This is a genomic window from Enterococcus sp. DIV0175 (assembly GCF_050529075.1).
Lineage (GTDB): Bacteria > Bacillota > Bacilli > Lactobacillales > Enterococcaceae > Enterococcus_B > Enterococcus_B thailandicus.
Genome location: NZ_CP172880.1, coordinates 2596197 through 2620342, shown reverse-complemented (window position 1 = coordinate 2620342; position 24146 = coordinate 2596197). Strand labels below are relative to the sequence as shown.

Below are 24146 nucleotides of genomic sequence, written 5' to 3'. Positions count from 1 at the left end.
TCTAGGGGGAAGATTCGTGAAAAAAAGAGGTTTTGAAGTTGTTTCTAACTATGCGAGTCAAGAAATCAATTTACCAAAAAGAGCAACACACCACGCTGCAGGATATGATTTTGAAGCTGCGGCAGATATTATTATTCCAAGTATTTGGAAGTCAGGTATAAAAAATGGACTTACTACATTGATAGAATCAATGGGAGAAAAAGCAACAGCAATTGATGAAAAACAATTAAAACCTACTTTGGTGCCAACAGGTATCAAATCCTATATGGGAGAAGATGAATTTTTACAATTAGCTAATCGTTCAAGTAATCCTTTAAAACGGTTTTTGGTTTTAACAAATGGTGTTGGGGTCATTGATAGTGATTACTACAATAATCCAGATAATGAGGGACATATTATGTTCCAGTTTACTAATTTTGGTTTTAAAGATGTGATGATTAAAAAAGGTGAACGAATTGGTCAAGGCATTTTCTTGCCGTTTTTAAAGGCAGATCAAGATGAAACAACAACAAGTCGAGAAGGCGGGTTTGGTTCTTCGAATAAAAACTAAATTGGCCAGAATTTATTAGCTATTTAAAGGAGGCGAGACAATGGCAAAAAAATCAAAGACACAATTTGTTTGTCAAAATTGTGGTTATGTGTCGCCTAAATTTTTGGGACGTTGCCCAAATTGTGGAAAATGGAATACGATGGTCGAAGAGATTGAACAAGATACAAGTGATCGTCGAGTACGCACCAGTTTAACTGGTGAACGAGCAAAGCCTACCAAAATCGACGAAGTAGTCCCTAAAAAAGAGCCTCGTGTACAAACAAAGTTAACAGAGTTAAACCGTGTACTTGGGGGTGGGGTAGTTCCAGGCTCAATGGTATTGATTGGTGGAGATCCGGGGATTGGGAAGTCAACGTTGCTTTTACAGGTATCTCAGCAATTAGCAGCTATTGGGGGAAAAGTTTTATATGTTTCTGGTGAAGAAAGTGCGGAACAAATTAAGCTTCGTGCGGAACGATTAGGAAACATCGATACCGAGTTTTATTTATATGCTGAAACAGATATGAATGAAATTAGTCATGCAATTGAACAGCTGAAACCAGACTATGTTATTATCGACTCGATTCAAACAATGACTCAACCAGATATTACAAGTGCGGCTGGTAGTGTTAGCCAGGTAAGGGAAACAACTGCTGAATTGTTGAAAATTGCGAAGACTAATGGTATTGCTATTTTTATTGTTGGACATGTTACTAAAGAAGGCTCGATTGCGGGGCCAAGAATGTTGGAGCATATGGTGGATACTGTTTTGTATTTTGAAGGAGAAAAGCATCACAGTTTCCGAATTTTACGTGCGGTGAAAAATCGTTTTGGTTCAACGAATGAGATTGGTATTTTTGAAATGCGTGAACATGGACTAGAAGAAGTATCTAATCCTTCTCAAATCTTTTTGGAAGAACGTTTAGATGGCGCAACTGGCTCAGCAATTGTTGTTGCAATGGAAGGTACTCGTCCAATTTTAGTAGAAATCCAAGCTTTAGTTACACCAACTATGTTTGGAAATGCGAAACGCACGACTACAGGTCTAGATTTTAATCGTGTTTCTTTGATTATGGCAGTTTTGGAAAAACGAGCAGGATTGCTGTTACAAAATCAAGATGCTTACTTAAAAGCGGCTGGTGGAGTAAAATTAAATGAACCAGCAATTGATTTAGCGATTGCGGTAAGTATTGCATCAAGTTATAAAGAAAAAGGAACACAACCAACGGAATGTTTTATTGGCGAAATTGGGCTTACTGGTGAGATCCGACGTGTGAGTCATATTGAACAACGTGTCAAAGAGGTTCAAAAATTAGGATTTACGAAAGTCTATTTGCCAAAAAATAATCTAGGTGGGTGGAAGGCTCCTGTGGGTATTGAAGTTATTGGAGTCGCAACATTAAGCGAAACGCTTAAAAAAGTATTTCAAGCATAAAAATAAAAAAATGAAATGGAGGAACAACTATGCAAAAACGCGTCATTACATTGTTGATGATCATTGCGGGAGCAAGTCTAGGTATTTCTTTTTTACCAGCTGCTTGGCAAGCAATCGGCCAACAAACCAATGGCTGGCTGAACAATACGTTTACTAATAGCCTGTTAGGTGCACTTATTTTCTTTATTTTATCTCTGCTATTAGCAAAACATATTGCTGCTGTGCTGAAACAAGTAGAAGAAAAATTGAGTGAGATTAGTTTAACTTATTTATTGTTTGGAGCAATTGGTACAATTATTGGGTTAACTTTAGGGGTAATTATTTCAACTCCTCTTTACAATATGGAAATTCCATTTGTAAATAGTGTTTTACCCATTCTATTGATGATCTTTTTAGGTTATTTTGGTATGAGAATGGGCACAACTCGAATTGATGAATGGAAGAAAATATTTGCGCCACGAAACAAGAAAGTGGAACAAGAATTACCAAATCAGTTTGAAAGCCAGTTATTAGAACGTAAATCAGGCGATAATTTCCACAAATATAAAATTTTAGATACGAGTGTTATCATTGACGGTCGAATTTATGATATTGCTAAAACAGGTTTCTTAGAAGGAACGTTAATGATTCCAAATTTTGTTTTATATGAATTGCAATACATCGCAGATTCTGGTGATAGTTTAAAACGAGTTCGTGGACGCCGCGGGCTAGATATTTTAAATGCTTTACAAAAAGAAGAAGGTATCTCTGTTGAAATGTATGATGGAGACTTTGAAGAAATCAGTGAGGTTGATAGTAAACTAATTAAATTAGCTAAACTGTTAGATGGCGTGATTGTTACTAATGATTATAACTTGAATAAGGTCTCTGAGTTTCAAAATGTGCCAGTCTTAAACATCAATGCGTTAGCAAATGCAGTTAAGCCAGTTGTGATTCCTGGTGAGACAATGAATGTTTTAGTCGTAAAAGTCGGAACAGAACGTCAGCAAGGTGTTGCTTACTTAGATGATGGAACAATGGTTGTCGTTGAAGATGGCCAGCATTATATGAATGAGCATCTTGAAGTTGTCGTAACTAGTGCGTTGCAAACAGCAGCTGGTCGAATGATTTTTGCTAAACCAGCGCATGCAGGTCGGGGTATTGATAACAAAAAAAATTCTGAAACGAAGACAAAATCTTAATTTCATAAATAAAATGAGCCAACTGATGAGGAAATTCAATCGGTTGGCTTTACTATTTGCACTAGAAAAGGTAAAATTTTGCTGAGTGACTTTAAATAAATAATGTTTTTAAGGTCAAAGCTGACGGATTTTTGCTGTTAGTCACATAAGTCTAGTTTGAAAGAAGAGGAAGAAAATGACGAAAGTACGCGTACGCTATGCACCAAGTCCAACAGGGCATTTACATATTGGAAATGCACGAACTGCATTATTCAATTATTTATTTGCTCGCCACAATGATGGAGAATTCATCATCCGTATTGAAGACACTGACCAAAAACGTAACATTGAAGATGGAGAAAAAAGTCAGTTAGAAAATTTAGCTTGGTTAGGAATGGATTGGGACGAGTCTCCTGAAAATCCTGGAGAATATGGTCCTTATCGTCAATCTGAACGTAAAGAAATTTATCAACCACTGATTGATCAATTACTTGCAAGCAATCGAGCTTACAAATGTTACTGTACAGAAGAAGAATTAGAAGCGGAACGTGAAGCACAACGCGCTCGTGGTGAAATGCCTCACTATGGTGGGAAATGTGCAAACTTAACGCCAGAAGAACAAGCTGAAAAAGAAGCTCAAGGGCTAGAGTCAGTTGTTCGTTTCCGTGTGCCACGAAACACAGAATATAAGTTCAACGATATGGTCAAAGGTGAAATTTCATTTGAATCAGATAATATCGGCGGAGACTTCGTCATTCAAAAACGTGATGGCATGCCAACCTATAACTTTGCTGTAGCAGTGGATGATCACTTGATGAAAATTACTCATGTTTTGCGTGGAGATGACCATATTGCAAACACACCAAAACAATTAATGATCTATGAAGCATTTGGTTGGACACCACCAACATTTGGGCACATGACACTGATTATTAACAGCGAAACTGGTAAAAAATTAAGTAAACGTGATGAATCAATCCTTCAATTTATCGAACAATATCGTGAATTAGGTTATTTACCTGATGCAATGTTCAACTTTATTGCATTGCTTGGTTGGTCACCAGTAGGCGAAGAAGAAGTCTTCAGTCAAGAAGAATTAGTGAAAATGTTTGATCCAGAACGTTTGAGCAAATCACCTGCAGCATTTGATGCGAAAAAATTACAATGGGTAAACAACCATTACATGAAAGAAATGGATTTAGCTGAATTAACAGATATGTGTTTACCATATTTGATTGCAGATGGCCGAGTTGAAGAAAATCCTGATGAAAAAACAATTGAATGGGTGAAAAAAATTGTTCAATTATATCAACCACAAATGAGCTATGCTGCGGAAATCGTTGAAGTGTCAGAGTTATTCTTTAATGAACATCCAGTTTTAAATGATGCGGCAAAAGAAGTATTAGCTGGTGAAACAGTTCCAGCTGTTTTGACAGCATTTAAAGCACAGCTAGAAGAAATGGAAGTTGTTGATGCTCCAACAGTTAAAGCAGCTATCAAAGCTGTACAAAAAGAAACTGGTGTTAAGGGCAAAAACTTATTCATGCCAATTCGTGTTGCTGTTTCAGGACAAATGCATGGTCCTGAATTACCAGACACAGTTGAATTATTAGGCCGTGAAAAAGCACTTGCTCATTTAAACCAAGTAATAAAATAAACACGAAGAACAGAAGAAGTAAACAACTAGTTTGTTTTTAGAGAGGCGACGGAAGGTGAAAGTCGTTACAAAGTAGGTGTTGAAATGCCTCTGGGAGTGGTTTTAGCGAACACAAGTAGCTAAAAACGGGTAGCAGACGTTATTTTGCTTCGAGGTAATCTGTTTTGATTATGAAAAAAAGTGGAACCACGCCATTAGCGTCTTTTATTTAAGGAAACTTATTTAAAAGACGCTTTTTATTTATAGTTTTGGTTACATAAATCTGTTATGGAAAGGAGTGAAGGTGAATGAATTGGTTTACGCGAATAATTACTGCTACGAAAAAAAATGATCCTGCTGTACGTTCGACTTTAGAAATTGTTCTAACATATCCAGGATTCCATGCGTTACTTTGGCATCGTCTTTCTCATTTCTTATACCAGCATCGTTTGTATTTATTAGCTAAAATCATTGCCCAATTCTGGCGCTTTTTAACTGGGATTGAAATACATCCTGGTGCACAAATTGGTAAAGGCGTCTTTATTGATCATGGAATGGGCGTAGTGATTGGAGAAACGGCAGAAATTGAAGATGATGTGGTCTTGTTCCATGGTGTGACTTTAGGCGGGACAGGCAAACAAACAGGTAAACGACATCCTACAGTTAAACAGGGCGCGTTGCTCTCTGCAAATGTACAGATTTTAGGTCCAGTGACAATTGGGCGGCATGCAAAAGTCGGAGCAGGAGCAGTGGTACTTAATGATATACCAGATGATGCTACAGCAGTTGGTATTCCGGCAAAAGTTGTTCGGATTAAAGGTGAAAAGATAAGGAGAACAGAATGATAAAAATATATAATACGCTTACTCGAGAGAAAGAAAAATTTGTTCCTATTGTAGAAGGTCAGGTTGGAATGTATGTTTGTGGGCCAACCGTTTATAACTATATCCATATTGGAAATGCGCGGAGTACCATTGCATTTGATACAATTCGTCGTTATTTTGAATATCGCGGCTATCAAGTGAAATATGTTTCGAACTTTACGGATGTGGATGATAAAATCATCCGCGCAGCAAAAGATTTAGGGATCACAGCACCAGAAGTTGCGGATCGTTTTATCCAAGCATTTGAGGAAGATACTAAGGCGTTAAACGTGGAACCAGCAACCTTACATCCAAGAGTAATGGATCATATGCCAGACATTTTATCGTTTATCCAAGTACTGATTGAAAAAGGCTATGCGTATGAAGCGCAAGGTGATGTTTATTATCGGACACGTCGTTTCAAGGAATATGGTCAGTTGAGCGATCAGTCAATTGATGAGCTTGAAATTGGTGCGAGTCAACGAACGGGTGAAGAACAACAGCTGAAAGAAGATCCATTGGATTTTGCTTTATGGAAAAATGCCAAACCGGGAGAAATTTTTTGGGAGTCGCCATGGGGAAATGGTCGTCCAGGCTGGCATATTGAATGCTCTGTTATGGCTACAAAACACTTGGGTGAAACAATTGATATTCATGGTGGTGGACAGGATTTAGAGTTTCCTCATCATGAGAATGAAATTGCCCAAAGTGAGGCCAAAACGGGACAAAAATTTGCAAATTATTGGATGCACAATGGTTATGTAACGATTGGCGAAGAAGATCAAAAAATGAGTAAGTCTCTTGGTAATTTCATTACTGTCCATGAAATGATTCAAACAGTGGATCCACAAGTTTTACGTTTCTTCATGGCAACAACGCAATATCGCCGACCAATTCGTTATAGTGAGGCAACGATAAAGGAAGCTGCAACAAATCTACAACGCTTAAAAAATACGTATGATAACGTTCAATTTCGTAAAGATAGTGCTGCTAGTTCATTGGCAGATGATAGTGACAAAATGGCAGAATTAACTGAGTTAGAAACGCGCTTCATTCAAGAAATGGATGATGATTTCAACGCAGCAAATGGAATCACAGTTGTTTATGAGCTTGCAAAATGGTTAAATACTTATTTGGAACAAGAACAAGTTTCCCTACCAGTTTTAGACCAAGCAATAACTTTATATGCGCAATGGTTAGCGATTTTTGGAATTTTCTTTACTTCCGAAGCGTTACTAGATGAAGACATTGAACAATTGATTGAGGAAAGAAACCAAGCACGCCAAGCGAAAAATTTCGCGCGTAGTGATGAGATTCGGGACTTATTTAAAGAAAAAGGGATCATCCTGGAAGATACACCGCAAGGAACCCGTTGGAGAAGAGAAGTATGAGAGATTACACGCAGCTAAATGGTTTAGCTCTTGCATACGTTGGTGATGCAATTTATGAGATTTATATTCGAGACTACTTGATTGATCAAGGACAAACCAAACCAAATAAATTACACCATACGGCAACAAATTATGTATCTGCTAAAGCACAAGCTTATTTGATTCAAAAAATGTTAGAAGAAAATATTTTAACAGAAACAGAAGATATTTATTATCGTCGCGGTAGAAATGCCAAAAGTCATACAGGTGCTAAAAATGCAGACATCACGACTTATCGAATTGCTACAGGCTTCGAAGCGTTGATGGGGTATTTACATCTAACAAAGCAAACCGAACGAATGGAAGAATTGATTGAATGGTGTATTCAGAAAATAGGTGAAAAAAATGGATAGAAAAAATAATTTTAAAAATAAAAAACGACATACTAACGACTGGAGCAAGCAATCAAAAACATCTCAAAAAAGAACAAAGCAAGAATCAAATCATACGCAAGAAAAAGACGAATCAATTGAAGATAATTTTGTCTTTGGTCATCATGCTGCTGTGGAAGCACTTCAACAAGGACGAGGAAATAAATTGTTTCTCCAAGAAGACGCTCATGGCGAGAAGGTAGATGAGTTAAAAATAATTGCTCGTGACCAAGCAGTTCCCGTGAAATGGGTTCCTAAACCAAAATTGGATACATTAAGTGATCGAGGTGTACACCAAGGTGTGGTGTTGGCTATCACACCTTACGAATACTTATCGTTAGAACAGTTGCTTGAACAAACAAAAACAAAAAAAGAAAATCCTTTCTTTTTGATTTTAGATAGTCTAGAAGATCCTCACAATTTTGGCTCGATTTTGCGAACAGCTGATGCAAGTGGTGTGGACGGCGTAATTATCCCTAAGCATCGCGCAGTAGGAATCACACCAATCGTTACCAAAACGTCTACTGGAGCAGTTGAGCATGTGCCGGTAGCAAGAGTAACTAATTTGATTCAAGCAGCTCAGCAACTAAAAGAAGCTGGTTTTTGGATTTTTGGAACAGACATGTCTGGAACGAATTTTCAGAATTGGAATGCAAAAGGTTCAATTGCATTAGTAATTGGTAATGAAGGGCGCGGTATGAGTCAAGGATTGAAAAAAGAAATGGATGAATTATTGACAATCCCGATGGTAGGGCATGTTCAAAGCCTGAATGCAAGTGTTGCAGCAGGTCTGTTGATGTATCAGGCGTTTTCCCAACGACAGGGGGAGTAAGCTGATGAAGAAACAGTTATTGATTGTCGATGGTTACAATATGATTGGTTCTTGGCCAGAGCTTGTTTTGTTAAAGAAGCAAGACAAAATGGCTGATGCACGTGAAGCCTTGCTTCATCGGTTGTCTAATTATGCAAAATTTGAAGGAATTGAAGTAATTGTGGTTTTCGATGCGCAGCTGGTTCCTGGAATTCAACAAAACTATAAAAAATATCAGCTAGAAGTTGTATTCACCAAAGAAGATGAAACAGCAGATAGTTATATTGAGCGAGTAGCGGGTACGTTGAATGATCGATTGACACAAGTAACAGTTGCTACAAGTGATTTGGCTGAACAATGGGTAGTGTTTTCACAAGGAGCCTTACGAACTTCTGCGTATGAGTTGTATAAAACAATCAAAAAAACAGAAGAAACAATAGCCCAAGAGAATATAAATATGCGTTTTATTGATTTTCGACGTAATTCTCCTTGGAATGATGAACAATTGCATAAATTGTCTAAAAAGTTAGACGATTTAATGAAAAAGGACAGATAACCACGTTATCAGATTAAATAACACGATTTTTGATGCTAATATTCCTCCATAATAGAGATTATGGAGGATTTATTTATGCCTGAGGAGTTATTACGTGCTGCACGCAATGGTGATGAAGAAGCATTTTCTACCCTTTATCAGAAATATTATCCACTTTTATTACGCTTAAAAAATAGTTATTATGTGCGGAATTTTATGAATGAAGATTGGGAGCAAGAAGCACGTGTTGCGTTATATCAAGCATTAAAAACCTATGAAAATAACAAAGGAGTTAGTTTCGGTAGTTATTACAAAAGCGTTATTACTAACCAAATTTATTCGTTATTAAGGAAACAAAACGCATTAAAACGCAGAGATCAAAAAGACGAAGTTTCTATGGAACAGAAAATGGAATCTGAAGGACCAGATTTCTTAGCAGAAGTGACAACTCAAGAACCTGTAGCAGTCCAACAACTGCTGTTGAATGAAGCAATTGAAACATGTGAAATCCATTTTTCAAAAAGAGAAGCGCAAATTTTTCATCATTACATGCAAGGAAGTGATTTTTCCTACATCGCAAAAGATTTATCAATGGATATTCAGCAAGTAATGAGTGGATACAGTCGTGTAAAACAGAAAATCAAGAAGCATTTGAAAGCGTACAGTGAAGAATGCTAGTTAACATTCTTGTTTCAACTGTTTTTTTTTATTGCATTTCTTTTTTTTATATGGTAGACTTGAAAAGTTTTGGACTATCTGTTATAATCGATAACGAGGTGAACTGTATGCCAACAACTTTAGCTACAATCAAGAAAGATTTAGAAGGTCGTATCGGCAGCCAAATCATGTTGGTTGCTCAGACAGGAAGAAAGCGTCAAACAGAACGCCGCGGCGTTTTAACAGAAACCTATCCTTCAGTATTTGTCGTTGACTTAGATCCTGAAGAAAACTCTTTTGAACGAGTGTCTTACAGCTACTCTGATGTATTAACTCGTACAGTAGAGATTGAATTTTTAACAGAAGCAGTTTAAAAGCTGACGGGCCTTGTGTGGTTCGTTTGCTTTTTTATTTTTGAACAAGTAATCTATAAAAAGAAAACTTGTTAGGAGGCTACTGAATGAATTACCAAGTGAAAACATTTGATGAATTAACGACAAAAGAATTTTATATGCTAGTAAAAGAAAGAATTGCCGTTTTTGTGGTCGAACAAAATTGTCCATATCAAGAAGTGGATGAAATCGATCCTGAGGCATTGCATACGTTTCTGACAGATGAGCAAGGAAATGTAGCAGCTTACACACGAATTTACAAAGAAGAAGATGCTGTTCATTTTGGTCGAGTCTTGGTAGCCAAGGAACATCGTCAATCGGGATTAGGTAAGCAAATTGTTCAACGGACGTTGGAAGTTATTGAACAAAAGTATCCAAATACGCCAATTATTATTGGTGCACAAGATTATCTACGTTCGTTTTACGAATCATTTGGTTTTAATGCCATTTCCGATGTTTATTTGGAAGATGACATTCCTCATATTGATATGAAAAAATAAAAAAACTTGAAACAACAAATCTTGTTGTTTCAAGTTTTTTTATTTTATGGTTGATTCGTCTTCTACTTTTGCTTGAAGTGTTGAACGACCATTATCTTCAGCTACTTGTTGTGCCAGTAAATCACGAATGTCACTTAAGTATTGTTCAGCAGTTGGCTCATCAAGAACCTCTTCTTCTGTTTTACGTAAATCTTTTGCACTGTTGGCTGCTTTGACCACTAAGAACAAAACAAAACCTGTAATTAAAAATGTAATAATAGCACTAACAACATTACCAAATGAAAAAGTTACGCCTTTGACAGGTGTGACATCTAATACAGACAATGCTCCGTCCAAATCAGAAGTACCAGTGACAAGAGCAACTATCCAACCAATTAATGGTGTAATCAATCCTTCTACGATTTGATTAACGATTCCCGTGAATGCACTCCCAATAACAACCCCAACAGCTAGGTCGAGCACGTCGCCACGCATAATAAACTCTTTAAATTCTTTAATCATAAAACCCCTACTTTCTTTTTCCTTACCCTTAGTATATCTAAGAATAAAAAAATATAAAAACAATAAACGCTTTTGTTCGCGAAATGCTTGAATATTAACCTTCTATGCTATACTAGAAACAACTGTAACGATAAAAGGAGCACAACGACTTATGACGAATAAATTGGCGGAGGGCGTGAATTTACATGTCCTGCAAACAAAAAAATATAAAACGATTCGAATCTTTATTCGATTCACAACACGTCTTGATCGAGCAGTCATTACGCAACGGTCATTACTGAGCAGTTTGTTAGAAACAAATAGCTTAAACTATCCAGATCAAACACAGCTTAGCGCGAAATTAGCTGAATTATATGGTGCAAGTTTTGGCTGGAATGTAAGCAAAAAAGGAAATTTGCATTGGCTGAACGCAGGCATCAGTTTTGTTAATGGTGATTATGTAAATGACTCAAAGATTCTGCTCCAAGTTGTTGACTTTTTGAAAGAGGTTATCTTTGCACCAAATATTGTGGCGGGGCAGTTCGATAATCAAACGTTTGATTTAGAAAAAAATAATTTGAAAACTTATTTAGAAAGTTTGGACGAAGATAAGCAAACCTTAGCTTCATTAGCACTACAACGTCTTTACTTTGAGCAAACAGATGCTCAAAGAATCCCTAGTTTTGGAACAGTAAAAGACTTAAAAGAAATTACAGCAGAGTCACTTGCTACGTATTACCAGAAAGTCTTAGCGGAAGATCAAGTCGACATTTTTGTAATTGGAGATGTGAATGAGACGGAAGTTACTGAAGCAATTCAAACATTACCATTTACTGACCGCGAATTTGTACACCCAGAAATTTTTTATGCGCAACCACAATCAAATGTAATCAAAGAACGCCAAATGCATGAATCTGTTGTACAAGCAAAGTTAAACTTAGCTTATCAAACCAATGTTTATTACAACCAACCTGAGCGTTTTTCATTAATGGTGTTCAATGGTTTGTTTGGTGGGTTTCCGCATTCAAAATTATTTATGAATGTGCGCGAAAAAGAAAGCTTGGCTTACTATGCTTCTAGCAGTGTGGACACGTTCCGTGGATTTATGACTGTTCAAACAGGCATTGATGGGAAAAATCGCGAAAAAGTTTTACATTTGATTCATAAACAATTAGAAAGTTTACGAAATGGAGAAATCACTGACCTTGATTTAGCTCAAACAAAAGCAATGTTGAAAAATCAATACTTGCTATCACTTGATGCACCTCAAGCAGCGATTGAATCGACTTATTTAGATAACTGGCTACCAGAAACCAAATTAACAGATGACGAGTGGCTAGCTCGACTGGAAAGTATCACAATCAAAGATGTTCAAAAAATTGCAGATCAAGTAGAGCTTCAAGCAATTTTCTTTTTAGATGGAGGAAGCATGAATGAATAAAACCGAGTATTCACAAATTAATGAAACGCTTTATCATGAAGTGCTACCAAATGGATTGACCGTTTACTTGTTGCCAAAAAATGAGTACCACAAAACTTATGGCTTATTTAGCACTAATTATGGCTCAATCGATAATGAATTTATTCCTTATGGAGCAACTGAAAAGATAAAGGTACCTGATGGAATTGCCCATTTCTTAGAACACAAATTATTTGAAAAAGAAGACGGAGATGTTTTCCAATTGTTTGGACAACAAGGTGCGTCTGCAAATGCATTTACTAGTTTTACCAAAACAAGTTATTTGTTTTCAACGACGGATCAAGTGGAAAAAAATTTATTGACACTATTGGACTTTGTACAAGCACCCTATTTTACTGAGGAAACAGTCAACAAAGAAAAAGGAATCATTGGACAAGAAATTCAAATGTATGAAGATGATCCTAACTGGCGTCTATTTTTTGGTATTTTGAATAACTTATATCCAAACCATCCTTTACACATTGATATTGCAGGGACGGTTGATAGCATCGACAAAATTACTGCCGATGATTTGTATACTTGTTATCACACGTTTTATCAGCCAAGTAATATGGTTTTGTTTTTAGTTGGAAATTTAGATCCAGAGAAACTAATGGAAGTTATTAAAGAAAATCAAATGAGTAAAGAATTTCCACCAGCACAAGAAATCAAGCGATACTTCCCTGAAAATAATGATGAAATTATCGAGGAAAGTCGTCTGAGAGCAGCTGTGACACGTAAAAAATTCGTATTGGGAATTAAAGGTGTTGACGAGTTGCCAGCAGATGGCTATCAATTGATGCGCTATAAAACAGCATTGAATCTCTTATTCCAATTACTGCTAGGAAATACTTCCCAAAACTATTTGAAACTTTACAATGAAGGAATCATTGATGACAGTTTTGGTTTTGAATTTAGTTTAGATCGTGAATTTCATTTTGCTGATTTTAGTGGTGATACGGATGAACCAAAACTTGCTGCGCAGCAAGTACGGAAAATCATTCTTGGTTTTGAGAAAGATCCAGAAGTAAATGAAAAAAATCTTGAATTATTGAAGAAAAAAATGTTAGGGAAATACTTCCAATCACTTAACTCCATTGAGTATATTGCTAACCAATTTACCCAAAGTCTTTATGGTGCGTATACTTTATTTGATTTGCCAGAAGTGATCGAATCAATCCAATTAGCTGATGTATTAGCTGTTGGTTCGGCATTTTTAGTGGCAGAGACGTTTAGTGAGTTTTATATGGAACCACAGGGTGAGTGAGATGCCAACGGCGTTAGTTATGGGAGCTAGTGGGGATATTGGTGAAGCGATTTGTCGTCAGTTGGCGCAAGAGGGCTGGTCATTGTATTGTCACTATCATCGCAATGAAAAAAAAGTATTAAATTTCGTTTTAGACTTGCAAAAATGTTATCCGCTGCAAGATTTTTTTATGGTATCCTTAGACATGTTAAGCATGGAAGAAATACCGAAATTTACACAAGGATTATTTCAAGTTGACAGTGTCATTTTTGCATCAGGATTTACGAAATATGCTTTGTTTAAGGAGTATACGGAATTAGACATGGATCAGCTTTGGCAAATTCATGTGAAATCTCCGCTATTGCTTTTGCAAAGGCTAGAAACAAAACTTGCTCGGTCTGATTATGGCAGAATTGTGTTTATTGGTTCTGTTTACGGGATGCAAGGAAGCAGTATGGAAACAGTTTACAGTGCTGTTAAAGGTGCCCAACAAGCATTTGTTAAAGCATATGCAAAAGAAGTTGCAACATTAGGAATAACGGCCAATGTCATAGCGCCAGGAGCTGTCGCAACAGCGATGAATCAGGACTGGTCTAAGACAGAATTAACGGAATTAAAAGAGGCAATCCCGCTAGGAAGACTAGCTCAGCCAAAAGAAGTTGCTGCTGCTGTCACATTTTTATTACAAAAAGAAGCGGCCTATGTCACCGGAATTACACTACCAGTAACGGGTGGTTGGCTAGAATAAAAAGACTGGAGAAGATGAACGAGTGGCTTTTGAAACCATTGGGGAAAAATTACGGCAAGCTCGTCTAAATAAAAAAATATCTTTAGACGAATTACAACAAATTACAAAAATTCAAAAACGTTACCTTGAAGCAATCGATAACGACGAATTCGATCAACTTCCTGGTAAGTTTTATGTACGTGCATTTATTCGTCAGTATGCGCAAGCTGTTGGAGAAGATGGCGATAAACTTGTGGATGTTTTCGATGGAAAAAGAAAATTATCTGATGGCTCAGAAATTAAAAGACCAGAGCCAGAAACTGTGAGTGGTTCACGAAAAGCAATGCACCAAGAAGAATTTAAACCAAGTAAATTTTGGACAAGTCTGCCTGTTGTTTTGTTAGGATTGGTTGCAGTTGCAATCGTGATTGTTGTTGGTTATATGACGTGGCAAGATCGCCAAGCGGCACCAATTATTAGTGAAGCGAGCTCATCAATGACAGTCGATGGATCAATTGAGGAAACAAAGCAATCCTCACAATCAAGTGAATCAACGTCAGCACAATCTTCGACAGTTGAATCCACGACTGAAGAAAAGAAGATGACGATTACTGCTGGTACAGATACAACGAATGCAATTGATGTGAACATTATTGATGCAACGGAGCCTTTAACACTGGAATTCACAGCGAAAGATCGTGTGTGGGTAGGTGTGATGGTTAATGGTGCGTATGTTTACCAAGGAACACTTGCAACTGGTGAATCACAGAGTACACAGATTGCTGCTAATGTGCCTAATGCAGTTGTGACAATTGGTGCAGCAAGCAATATTTCAATTAAAGCAAATGGGGAAGATGTTCCAGTGAATGCTGGAGAAAATAATTTAAGTCCCAAAAACGTTAACCTTGCTATCCAATACGCAGAATAATTCAAACAAAACTGCAATAAAAATCCACTCGATTTTTATTGCAGTTTTTCAATAGTAAAATGAATAATTTTTTTCGTGAGTGAAAAAAGTAAGTTATTTCTGTGGAAACTTTAGTGAGACTCACGTAAAATGAACAAGAAAGGAGTGCAATAGTGTGAATTTACCAAATAAATTAACTGTATTAAGAATTTGTATGATTCCAATCTTTATCCTTGTTGTAGGAGTACCTTTGGATTGGGGACAATTGACGGTGGGAACAACAACTGTTGCTGTAACACAGATAGTTGGAGCAATCATTTTTGCAATTGCAAGTATTACGGACTGGCTTGACGGGAAAATTGCTCGTTCTCAAGGTTTAGTAACAAACTTCGGGAAATTTGCCGATCCTTTAGCAGACAAAATGTTAGTTATGACAGCATTTATTATGTTAGTTGGTCAAGATAAAGCACCAGCATGGGTTGTTGCGATTATTGTTTGCCGAGAATTAGCGGTAACAGGTTTACGCCTATTATTAGTTGAACATGGTGAAGTAATGGCAGCTGCATGGCCTGGAAAAGTGAAAACTGCTACTCAAATGGTTGCAATCATTTTGTTGCTTATCAATAACATTCCATTTAACTTGATTGGTCTTCCATTAGATCAAATTATGCTTTATGCCTGTTTAGTATTCACAATCTATTCTGGTGTTGATTACTTTGCCAAAAATAGTGCTGTGTTTAAAGGCTCAATGTAATTTCGATAAAAGCTTGGTGACAATTTTGTCCCAAGCTTTTTTTAAATAAAAAAATATTTTCGTTATAGCGTATTAATTATTAGGGAGAGGAAAATTTATGAAAGCAGAGATTATTGCAGTAGGAACAGAGCTACTTCTTGGTCAAGTGGTCAATACAAACGCAACTTTTTTGGCTGAGCAGTTAGCAGATCTTGGTATTGAAGTTTACTATCAGACAGTTGTTGGGGATAACAAACAAAGACTAGATGAGTTGATAGGCTTAGCAGAGTCACGAAGCGAGTTAATTATTTTGTGTGGTGGGTTAGGTCCTACAGAGGATGACTTAACCAAAGAAGTAACCGCTGACCATTTGGGTAAAGGGTTGGTTCAAGACAGAGAAGCCTATCAAAAATTATTAGAGTTTTTTGAAACAACCAAGCGTAAAATGACTGCGAATAATTTGCAACAGTCACAAACTATTGAAGGAGGTATTGTTTTACCAAATCGTACAGGGCTAGCTGTTGGGACATTTATCCAAGAAGAATCTCATGCGTATATCCTGCTCCCTGGGCCACCAAGTGAACTGAAACCAATGTTCATTGAGCAAGTGCGTCCATTATTGATCGAAAAATTTCCTTCAAAAGAAAAATTAATTTCACGCGTCTTACGTTTTTATGGCATTGGTGAATCACGATTAGTTACAGAACTAGCCGAACTAATCTCAACACAAATTAATCCGACGATTGCACCTTATGCGAAACCAAATGAAGTTACCTTACGTTTAACGGTTAAAACCAATGATATTCATGCCGGTAATCAAGCATTGCTTGCACTGGAAGAAAAAATTCAGGAACGGGTGGGCGAATATTTTTATGGCTATGGAGATGATAATTCGTTAGAAAAAGTTGTGGTCGATTTGCTAAAAGAAAGAGGGAAAACAGTAACTGCTGCTGAAAGTTTAACTGCAGGAGAGTTTCAAGCAACATTAGGAAAACTTTCCGGTGTTTCTGAAGTTTTTCCTGGAGGATTCGTGACATACTCAGAAGGAACAAAAGCCGATTTTTTAAACATCGATCCGCAATTTCTGGAAAAATATGGAACTGTGAGTCAAGAGTGTGCCGAAAAAATGGCTGAGCAAGCAAGAAAGTTAGCGAAAACGGACTATGCGGTATCGTTTACAGGCGTTGCAGGACCAGGTATGCTTGAAAACCAAGCGGTCGGAACAGTTTGGATTGCTGTAGCTTCAGCTGAGGAAGTAAGTGCAACTAAGTTTCAATTTACGCGCGGACGTGAAGCAATTCGTCGCAACTCGGTAATGGAAGGTCTGAATATGTTACGTAAGCGGATTTTAAGAAAAAAATAAAATGCGAATATTTGTTCGGTTTTTCTTGCTTTTTAATTCTAAAACCGCTATGATAATTGTATTGAAATGACGTTGTTAATGTGAATATAAGGAGGATTATCGTATTGGCAGATGATCGTAAAGCGGCCTTAGATGCTGCGTTAAAGAAAATTGAAAAAAGTTATGGTAAAGGTTCTATTATGAAATTGGGCGAGAAAATCGACCAACAAATCTCAACAATTCCAAGTGGTTCACTTGCTTTAGATGTAGCATTGGGAGTAGGTGGTTATCCACGAGGAAGAATCATCGAAGTTTACGGGCCAGAAAGTTCTGGTAAAACAACGGTTGCACTTCATGCAATTGCCGAAGTACAAAAAAATGGTGGGACAGCAGCCTTTATTGATGCTGAACACGCATTGGATCCTCAATATGCCCAAAAATTAGGCGTTAATATCGATGAATTGTTGTTATCACAACCAGATACAGGTGAACAAGGATTAGAGATTGCTGATGCATTGGTTTCAAGTGGTGCAGTAGATATCGTTGTTGTCGATTCAGTAGCAGCGTTAGTTCCACGAGCAGAAATTGATGGTGAAATGGGTGATGCTCACGTTGGATTACAAGCTCGTTTGATGTCCCAAGCTTTGCGTAAATTATCAGGTTCAATTAATAAAACAAAAACAATTGCGATTTTTATCAACCAAATTCGTGAAAAAGTAGGCGTAATGTTTGGTAACCCAGAAGTAACACCTGGGGGACGTGCATTGAAGTTCTATGCAACGATTCGTTTAGAAGTACGTCGTGCAGAACAATTGAAACAAGGGACAGATATTGTCGGAAACCGTACGAAAATTAAGGTAGTTAAAAACAAAGTTGCACCACCATTTAAAGTAGCAGAAGTTGATGTAATGTATGGACTAGGAATCTCACAAGAGGGAGAACTACTTGATATGGCGGTAGAAAAAGATATCGTTGATAAAAGTGGTGCTTGGTATTCATATAAAGAAGATCGTATCGGCCAAGGGCGCGAAAATGCAAAAATTTATATGTCTACTCACCCAGAAATGATGAATGAAATTTCTGGCTTGGTTCGCGAAGCTTATGGAATTGGTGAAGGTATTGAAACAGAGGAAAAACCTGAACAGGAAGAATTACCTTTAACAGAAGAATAATGAATTTGATTTTCAAAGGTCGGGACAAACTGTCTCGACCTTTTTTGTCGAGGGTGAAACTAGAAGTTAGAGTCTTCATCAAGAGTATCAAGAGTAAGAGGTTTTCTCAAAAATAAAAGAACATTTGTAATCGTTAATTTATATTTATAGGACAATTTGCATTCGGATATAACAGTTGCGGTTATCTAGTTCAACGGAAATAATCGAAAACTTGACTTTTATCTGTGAAAAGAAAAAAGGATTAAGTCTAGCGAATAAACCAAGTGCTATCAAGACCTCTTTCTGTTGGCAATGATAAAAAACCACCGTTTAATATAAATTTAGAAAGCAGTTTCTTTGTTTATTTAAAGTTGACACTAAGGGGTACAAACATTAGAATAAACTTGTGTACTTTTTGTGCACATATGCAAGTAGGCATATTGATAAGATTAAAATAGTTTATCAGAAAAACTACGTGATTGATAAAATGAAAAAGATAGTATGGAGGTGGATTTTATGGTATTCAACATTCTCCTCGCTATCATCGGTTTAATTGTCGGTCTTGGTTTAGGGTTGGTCGTTGCGAAGTCACGTCACGAAAAAGAGATAGCTGGTGCAAAAACATCAGCTGTGGGTATTATCGACAGTGCAAAGAAAGAAGCAGAGACTCTAAAAAAAGAAGCATTGTTGGAAGCTAAGGAAGAAAATCAGAAATATCGTTCTGAAGTTGAAAGTGAGCTGAGAGAAAGCAAATTAGAATTAAAATCTCAAGAAAATCGATTGATTCAACGTGAACAAACATTGAATCGTAAAGATGACTCATTGGAAAAACGTGAGAACTCACTTGAAAGCAAAGAAGAAATACTTAGTTCAAAACAGCAATTAATTGAAGAGCGAGAACAAGACGTTGAAAAATTGATTGAAGATCAACAAAAAGAGTTAGAGAAAATTGCTGGTTTATCTAAAGAAGATGCAAAGGATGTTATCATGAAGTCAACCGAGGAAGAGTTGAATCATGAGTTAACTGTTATGGTGAAAGAATCTGAACAGCGTGCAAAAGAAGAGGCTGATCGTAAAGCGAAGAACTTGCTTTCATTAGCTATTCAACGTTGCGCGGCAGATCAAGTTTCTGAAACCACAGTATCAGTTGTTACTTTGCCAAATGATGAGATGAAAGGTCGCATTATTGGTAGAGAAGGTCGTAACATTCGCACATTAGAAACACTAACAGGAATTGATTTGATTATCGATGACACTCCTGAAGCAGTTGTTCTTTCTGGTTTTGATCCAATTCGGAGAGAAATCGCAAGAATGACGTTGGAAAAATTAATTCAAGATGGGCGTATCCATCCAGCTCGTATTGAAGAAATGGTTGAAAAATCACGTAAAGAAATGGATGAACGTATTCGCGAATATGGAGAAGAGGCTGCGTTTGAAGTTGGTGCACATACACTCCATCCAGATTTAATTAAGATTTTGGGACGGTTACGTTTTAGAACAAGTTATGGTCAAAATGTGTTGAAACATTCAGTGGAAGTTGCTAAACTATCTGGAATTTTAGCTGCAGAATTAGGCGAAGATATCCAATTAGCTAAACGAGCAGGCTTGCTACATGATATTGGGAAAGCACTTGACCATGAAATTGAAGGTTCTCATGTTGAGATTGGTGCAGAATTAGCTGCCAAATACAAAGAAAATCCAGTGGTTATCAATGCGATTGCTTCTCACCATGGTGATGTGGAAGCGACATCGGTTATTTCAGTACTTGTTGCTGCAGCCGATGCTTTATCAGCCGCTCGACCTGGTGCACGAAGCGAATCTTTAGAAAACTATATTCGTCGTCTTCAAAACTTAGAAAATATTTCTAATAGTTTTGCCGGCGTAGATTCAAGTTTTGCTGTACAAGCAGGACGTGAAGTACGTGTAATGGTAAAACCTGAAGAAATTTCTGACTTAGAAGCAGTTCGTTTGGTTAGAGATATTCGTAAGCGAATTGAAGAAGAATTAGATTATCCTGGACACATTAAAGTAACTGTTATTCGCGAAACACGAGCAACAGATTACGCTAAATAAAAAAACGACCAATGACTATTTTAGTCATTGGTCGTTTTTTCATTATTGTTGATTTTTTTGTGCAAGCATTTCTTGATCTTTTTCAATGGTAGTATTGATTCCCTTGATGATTGCTGGAATAAACCCAGCTTCTTCAAGTGCAACGACCCCGGCAACTGTTGTTCCTCCTGGAGAGGAAACTTGGTCAACTAATTCCCAAGGATTTTCATTGCTCTCAAGGAATTTTTCGCACGAACCTAAAATTGCTTTGGCAGAGATTTCGGTGGCTAATTTTTTTGGTAAGCCATTGAACACCCCGGCTCTTCCCATAGCGTCAATGAGCATGTAAACAAATGCAGGAGAACTTCCAGCCAAGCCAATAAAAGCACTAAAATCTGCTTCGGCTAAAGGATAGACGCTCCCGATTGCTTCAAAGATTCGTGTTGCGTGTGCGAATTGTTCTTCGGTAGCAACAGAATTTTTACAAATGGCAGAAACTCCGGCACCAACGCTGACATTGACATTTGGCATGACGCGAATTATCGCAGCTTGCGAGCTATTTAAGGCTGTTTCAAGATCATTTAAAGTTGTGCCAGATGCAATAGAAATAAAAAGAATTTTTTGACTATAGTCTTGTAGTTCATGAAGTACGGTTGAAATAATTTTAGGTTTTACTGCGAGTAGAAGAATGTCTACTTGTTCAGCGACTTCTTGATTTGTTTGACAAGCAGTGACTCCTGTTTGCTTGGCAAAGGCTTGTGCGTTTTCAAAATGGCCACTCGAAACAAAAATTTCATCTTTTGAAAAAGTTTCTTTTTCAAGTAGCCCACGAATAATTGCTTGTGCCATATTTCCTGTTCCAATAAATCCAATGTTCATTTTATTTCCTCCCTTTTGATTTTAGAATAGCTTTGTTTGTTAGGAATCGCAAGCAACGTGCTAAGCAAAAGTGGAAAATTATAATTAAATAAGCTAACATTAGTGTTATGAAATGAAAGTACATGAGTTTGGAAGGTAAAAATGTGAAAAATAAAATACAATTGATTCTTCAATGGATGAAAAGTCATAGTTTGATTTTAAAATTGATTTTTTTTGGTTCAGTATTAGTCTTTGTCGCGAATCAGGTTGCTAATATCGCAAATGGTATGAGTTGGCAAGATATTTTGGAAACAATGGATAAGCAGAATCACCTAACAATTGTTTTAATGACGTTGCTTGGATTAATGGGTGTGTTACCAATGCTTTTATATGATTGGGTGACACTTAGAGTATTGGAAAAGCAAGGAAAGCCTAAGATGCCAAGGCAAGAATTTTTTCTAGCGGCTTGGATTACGAATACAATCAACAATTTGGCAGGATTTGGTGGTGTCGTGGGTGCAAGCTTGCGCGCTAATTTTTATGGTAAGCAGGCGGATCGAAAAAAGGTACTGGCAACTGTTTCAAAAGTAGCAGTCTTTATGATAACAGGTTTATCTGTATGGTCGCTGTTCACTTTTGTGGATGTCTTTTTCATTCAAACAGAGAGTATTTTTCGAAGTTATTGGATTTGGTTACTAGGTGGAAGTTTTGTTGCACCGGTCATTTTCTTTTTTGCGTATCTTAAAAGAAGGACCCTGTTTTCAGAATTTTATCCAAAAGGCTTGGTGGGTTTATTTTTTGCCTCGTTTGGTCAGTGGACAGGTGCGCTAACCGTATTTCTATTAATCGGCAAGCTGATGGGAATCAACGTATCCCTTCATTCGATTTATCCCATGTTTATTGTAGCAACGCTGATAGGTATGTTAACGATGGTTCCGGGTGGTATGGGAACGTTTGACGTGTTGATGATTCTTGGTATGAGTCAGTTAGCTGTTCGTCAAGATGTAGCAGTTGTTTGGTTATTGTATTATCGCCTATTTTATTATGTAGTGCCATTTTTAACAGGTATTCTTTTATTTATCACGCATACTGGTGTGAAAGTGAACAGGTTTCTTGATAATATCCCACGGTTGTTTTTCCAAAAAGTGGCACATATCATTTTAGTTAGTGCTGTTTATTTTGCGGGAATCATGATGGTTTTACTATCAACAATTACAAATTTATCTGCGATTAGTCGCCTATTTCAAATTTTGTTGCCTTTTTCATTTAATTTCTTAGATCAGACACTCAACCTACTTGTCGGATTTTTACTGTTAGGCTTGGCTCGTGGTTTAGCGATGAAGGTGAAAAAAGCGTATTTGCCAACAATCACCTTGTTGATTTTTGGTATTTTAAATACGATTACTCGAACGTTGTCGTGGGAATTGATTTTAGTTTATGTCCTTATTTTGTTAGCAGTTTGGCTGGCACGCAAGGAGTTTTATCGCGAAAAATTTGTCTATTCTTGGGGAGCAATCACTTTTGATGCTTGCTTATTCGGGTTCTTGTTTGTTGTTTATGCAATTGCAGGTTATCATAGTGGTCAATTTTGGGTAGGACGAATGACTGCGAACAATTTTATTCTGTTTCCTTCAGATGAGGTCTGGTTTTCTGGACTGGTTGGTTTAGGTATTTCGTTGTTAGCGCTGGTGGCGTTATATCAGTATTTATCTACGGCAACGGAGGAGCTTGGAACGGAGCTAGAGGCAGAGCGATTGGATCAGCTGATTGATCAATATGGTGGAACAGCTTCTAGTCATTATTTGCAATTGTCGGGATATAAATATTTTTATTATCAAGAAGGTAGTAAGGATCAAGTAGTTTTTGGCTATCAGGTGAAGGGAAATAAATGCTTTGTGCTTGGAGATCCAATTGGTAATCCAGCTATGTGGCGAACGGCAACCAAAAGCTTTCTGAAAAAAGCTGATTGCTTAGGTTATCAGCTGGCTTTTTATAAGGTGTCAGAAAAATATGTTGTGATGCTGCATGAAGTTGGGTTCCGTTTTGTTAAAGTAGGGGAAGCAGGGATTGCTGACTTAACGATGGCAGATGTTCCTTGGCTGAATCAACAATTAGAATATCAACGATTAACAAATGAAGGCTATCATTTTACTTGGTATGATGAAATTCCTGAGGAACTGCTTGCAACACTGGGAGAGGTGTCACATGCTTGGTTGAATGGCGAAACAGAGAAACATTTTTCTGTTGGCCGATTTGACAAAGAGTACGTGAAGACCAGTGGCGTGGGTGTTGTTCGAAAAGACCAACAAGTAGTTGGTTTTGTGACGGCACAACCGATGACGCAAACACAAGCAGGATATGATTTGTTGCGAGTGTTGCCGGGAGAACCTGTCGCATTGAGTGACTACCTGTTAGCAAATTTGTTTGTTGTGTATCAAAAACAAGGTTACTTGGAAGCAAATCTTGGTCTAGCACCTTTGGCGAACGTTGGAGAAACAGATTTTTCATTTATTCAAGAAAAAATGATGAACATCGTTTATAATTATGGAAACTTTTTCTATGCTTTCCAAACGACTTATGAAAGAAAATCAAGGTATGTCAGTCGTTGGGAAGGACGTTACTTTGCTTATATGAAAGGTAGCAATTTTGTATTCGCAACTCTTCAATTATTTATTCTGATTGGTCGCGGGAAAGGGAAAAATCCAAGCTTAGCTCAAGAAGTCTTGACTGAACTATAAATAGGTAATGAGAATAAAAATCGATTTGAAAGATTGAGAGGATAAGAATGAATAACGTCTTATCCTCTTTTTTTCTTTTTGCTTCAGTTGAAATAGGAATTTAAGGCGGAAGTTAGCTATACTTTTATTTTCCC

23 protein-coding genes and 1 other annotated feature are annotated in these 24146 nt (G+C 37.2%); of the genes, 21 read left to right on the top strand and 2 right to left on the bottom strand.

Going from position 1 to position 24146, the window contains the following annotated elements:
• Positions 1-16 precede the first annotated feature (16 nt).
• The 12 genes from IGJ76_RS12400 to IGJ76_RS12345 all read left to right on the top strand — a co-directional run bounded on the left by IGJ76_RS12400 (position 17) and on the right by IGJ76_RS12345 (position 10319).
• Positions 17-550: a dUTP diphosphatase gene (locus IGJ76_RS12400; protein ID WP_075491448.1), complete on the top strand. Its 534-nt coding sequence runs from the start codon at positions 17-19 to the stop codon at positions 548-550.
• Positions 551-590: 40 nt separating this feature from the next.
• Positions 591-1964 (top strand): DNA repair protein RadA, encoded by a 1374-nt coding sequence (radA, locus tag IGJ76_RS12395; RefSeq protein WP_067484585.1) that lies wholly within the window; start codon positions 591-593, stop codon positions 1962-1964.
• Between the two features lie 29 nt (positions 1965-1993).
• A complete protein-coding gene (locus IGJ76_RS12390; RefSeq protein ID WP_067484588.1) occupies positions 1994-3145 on the top strand; it encodes a PIN/TRAM domain-containing protein in 1152 nt (383 codons plus the stop codon).
• A 175-nt stretch (positions 3146-3320) separates the two neighbouring features.
• Positions 3321-4781 (top strand): glutamate--tRNA ligase, encoded by a 1461-nt coding sequence (gene gltX, locus IGJ76_RS12385; protein ID WP_067484591.1) that lies wholly within the window; start codon positions 3321-3323, stop codon positions 4779-4781.
• Positions 4778-4989: a binding site (T-box leader), on the top strand. It overlaps the preceding gene by 4 nt.
• A 79-nt stretch (positions 4990-5068) precedes the next feature.
• Entirely contained in the window at positions 5069-5605 is a 537-nt protein-coding gene (gene epsC, locus IGJ76_RS12380; protein WP_067484593.1) for a serine O-acetyltransferase EpsC, read from the top strand.
• A complete protein-coding gene (gene cysS, locus IGJ76_RS12375) occupies positions 5602-7014 on the top strand; it encodes a cysteine--tRNA ligase (RefSeq protein WP_430596651.1) in 1413 nt (470 codons plus the stop codon). Before epsC ends, cysS begins: the two co-directional genes overlap by 4 nt.
• Positions 7011-7406: a Mini-ribonuclease 3 gene (locus tag IGJ76_RS12370; RefSeq protein WP_067484597.1), complete on the top strand. Its 396-nt coding sequence runs from the start codon at positions 7011-7013 to the stop codon at positions 7404-7406. The genes cysS and IGJ76_RS12370 overlap by 4 nt, the downstream gene beginning before the upstream one ends.
• Positions 7399-8256: a 23S rRNA (guanosine(2251)-2'-O)-methyltransferase RlmB gene (rlmB, locus tag IGJ76_RS12365; protein WP_430596650.1), complete on the top strand. Its 858-nt coding sequence runs from the start codon at positions 7399-7401 to the stop codon at positions 8254-8256. The genes IGJ76_RS12370 and rlmB overlap by 8 nt, the downstream gene beginning before the upstream one ends.
• Positions 8257-8260: 4 nt before the next feature.
• A complete protein-coding gene (locus IGJ76_RS12360; protein ID WP_067484601.1) occupies positions 8261-8791 on the top strand; it encodes an NYN domain-containing protein in 531 nt (176 codons plus the stop codon).
• Between the two features lie 75 nt (positions 8792-8866).
• Positions 8867-9448 (top strand): sigma-70 family RNA polymerase sigma factor, encoded by a 582-nt coding sequence (locus tag IGJ76_RS12355; RefSeq protein ID WP_067484603.1) that lies wholly within the window; start codon positions 8867-8869, stop codon positions 9446-9448.
• Between the two features lie 107 nt (positions 9449-9555).
• Positions 9556-9801 (top strand): Veg family protein, encoded by a 246-nt coding sequence (locus IGJ76_RS12350; protein ID WP_067484607.1) that lies wholly within the window; start codon positions 9556-9558, stop codon positions 9799-9801.
• An 86-nt stretch (positions 9802-9887) separates the two neighbouring features.
• Complete coding sequence (locus IGJ76_RS12345) at positions 9888-10319, top strand: GNAT family N-acetyltransferase (protein ID WP_067484610.1); 432 nt, start codon at positions 9888-9890, stop codon at positions 10317-10319.
• Between the two features lie 39 nt (positions 10320-10358).
• Here the strand turns inward: IGJ76_RS12345 and mscL are convergent, their stop codons facing one another.
• Entirely contained in the window at positions 10359-10820 is a 462-nt protein-coding gene (gene mscL, locus IGJ76_RS12340) for a large conductance mechanosensitive channel protein MscL (protein ID WP_430596649.1), read from the bottom strand.
• Between the two features lie 151 nt (positions 10821-10971).
• Between mscL and yfmF the strand changes: the two genes are divergently transcribed.
• From yfmF to rny, 8 genes are all read left to right on the top strand, one after another.
• Positions 10972-12240, top strand: a complete 1269-nt coding sequence (gene yfmF, locus IGJ76_RS12335) for an EF-P 5-aminopentanol modification-associated protein YfmF (protein WP_067484616.1) — start codon at positions 10972-10974, stop codon at positions 12238-12240.
• Positions 12233-13525 carry an EF-P 5-aminopentanol modification-associated protein YfmH gene (gene yfmH / locus IGJ76_RS12330; RefSeq protein WP_067484618.1) on the top strand — a complete coding sequence of 431 codons (1293 nt, stop codon included), beginning with the start codon at positions 12233-12235 and terminating at the stop codon, positions 13523-13525. The genes yfmF and yfmH overlap by 8 nt, the downstream gene beginning before the upstream one ends.
• Before the next feature lies 1 nt (position 13526).
• Positions 13527-14252, top strand: coding sequence for an elongation factor P 5-aminopentanone reductase (gene ymfI / locus IGJ76_RS12325; protein ID WP_067484622.1), 726 nt, complete (start codon positions 13527-13529; stop codon positions 14250-14252).
• Between the two features lie 22 nt (positions 14253-14274).
• Positions 14275-15159 (top strand): helix-turn-helix domain-containing protein, encoded by an 885-nt coding sequence (locus tag IGJ76_RS12320; RefSeq protein ID WP_071869015.1) that lies wholly within the window; start codon positions 14275-14277, stop codon positions 15157-15159.
• Positions 15160-15313: 154 nt separating this feature from the next.
• A complete protein-coding gene (gene pgsA / locus IGJ76_RS12315; RefSeq protein ID WP_067484631.1) occupies positions 15314-15892 on the top strand; it encodes a CDP-diacylglycerol--glycerol-3-phosphate 3-phosphatidyltransferase in 579 nt (192 codons plus the stop codon).
• 97 nt (positions 15893-15989) lie between these two features.
• Entirely contained in the window at positions 15990-17234 is a 1245-nt protein-coding gene (locus IGJ76_RS12310) for a competence/damage-inducible protein A (RefSeq protein WP_075491445.1), read from the top strand.
• Positions 17235-17338: 104 nt separating this feature from the next.
• Positions 17339-18385, top strand: a complete 1047-nt coding sequence (recA, locus tag IGJ76_RS12305) for a recombinase RecA (RefSeq protein WP_067484637.1) — start codon at positions 17339-17341, stop codon at positions 18383-18385.
• A gap of 495 nt (positions 18386-18880) precedes the next feature.
• Entirely contained in the window at positions 18881-20437 is a 1557-nt protein-coding gene (gene rny / locus IGJ76_RS12300) for a ribonuclease Y (RefSeq protein ID WP_067484639.1), read from the top strand.
• Positions 20438-20479: 42 nt separating this feature from the next.
• Here rny and proC read toward each other — a convergent pair whose 3' ends face one another.
• Positions 20480-21295, bottom strand: a complete 816-nt coding sequence (gene proC, locus IGJ76_RS12295; RefSeq protein ID WP_067484643.1) for a pyrroline-5-carboxylate reductase — start codon at positions 21293-21295, stop codon at positions 20480-20482.
• 143 nt (positions 21296-21438) lie between these two features.
• Here proC and mprF point away from each other — a divergent pair, with 143 nt between their 5' ends.
• The gene (gene mprF / locus IGJ76_RS12290; protein WP_430596648.1) at positions 21439-24012 is read left to right on the top strand and encodes a bifunctional lysylphosphatidylglycerol flippase/synthetase MprF; all 2574 of its coding nucleotides are present in this window, start codon (positions 21439-21441) and stop codon (positions 24010-24012) included.
• Positions 24013-24146 lie beyond the last annotated feature (134 nt).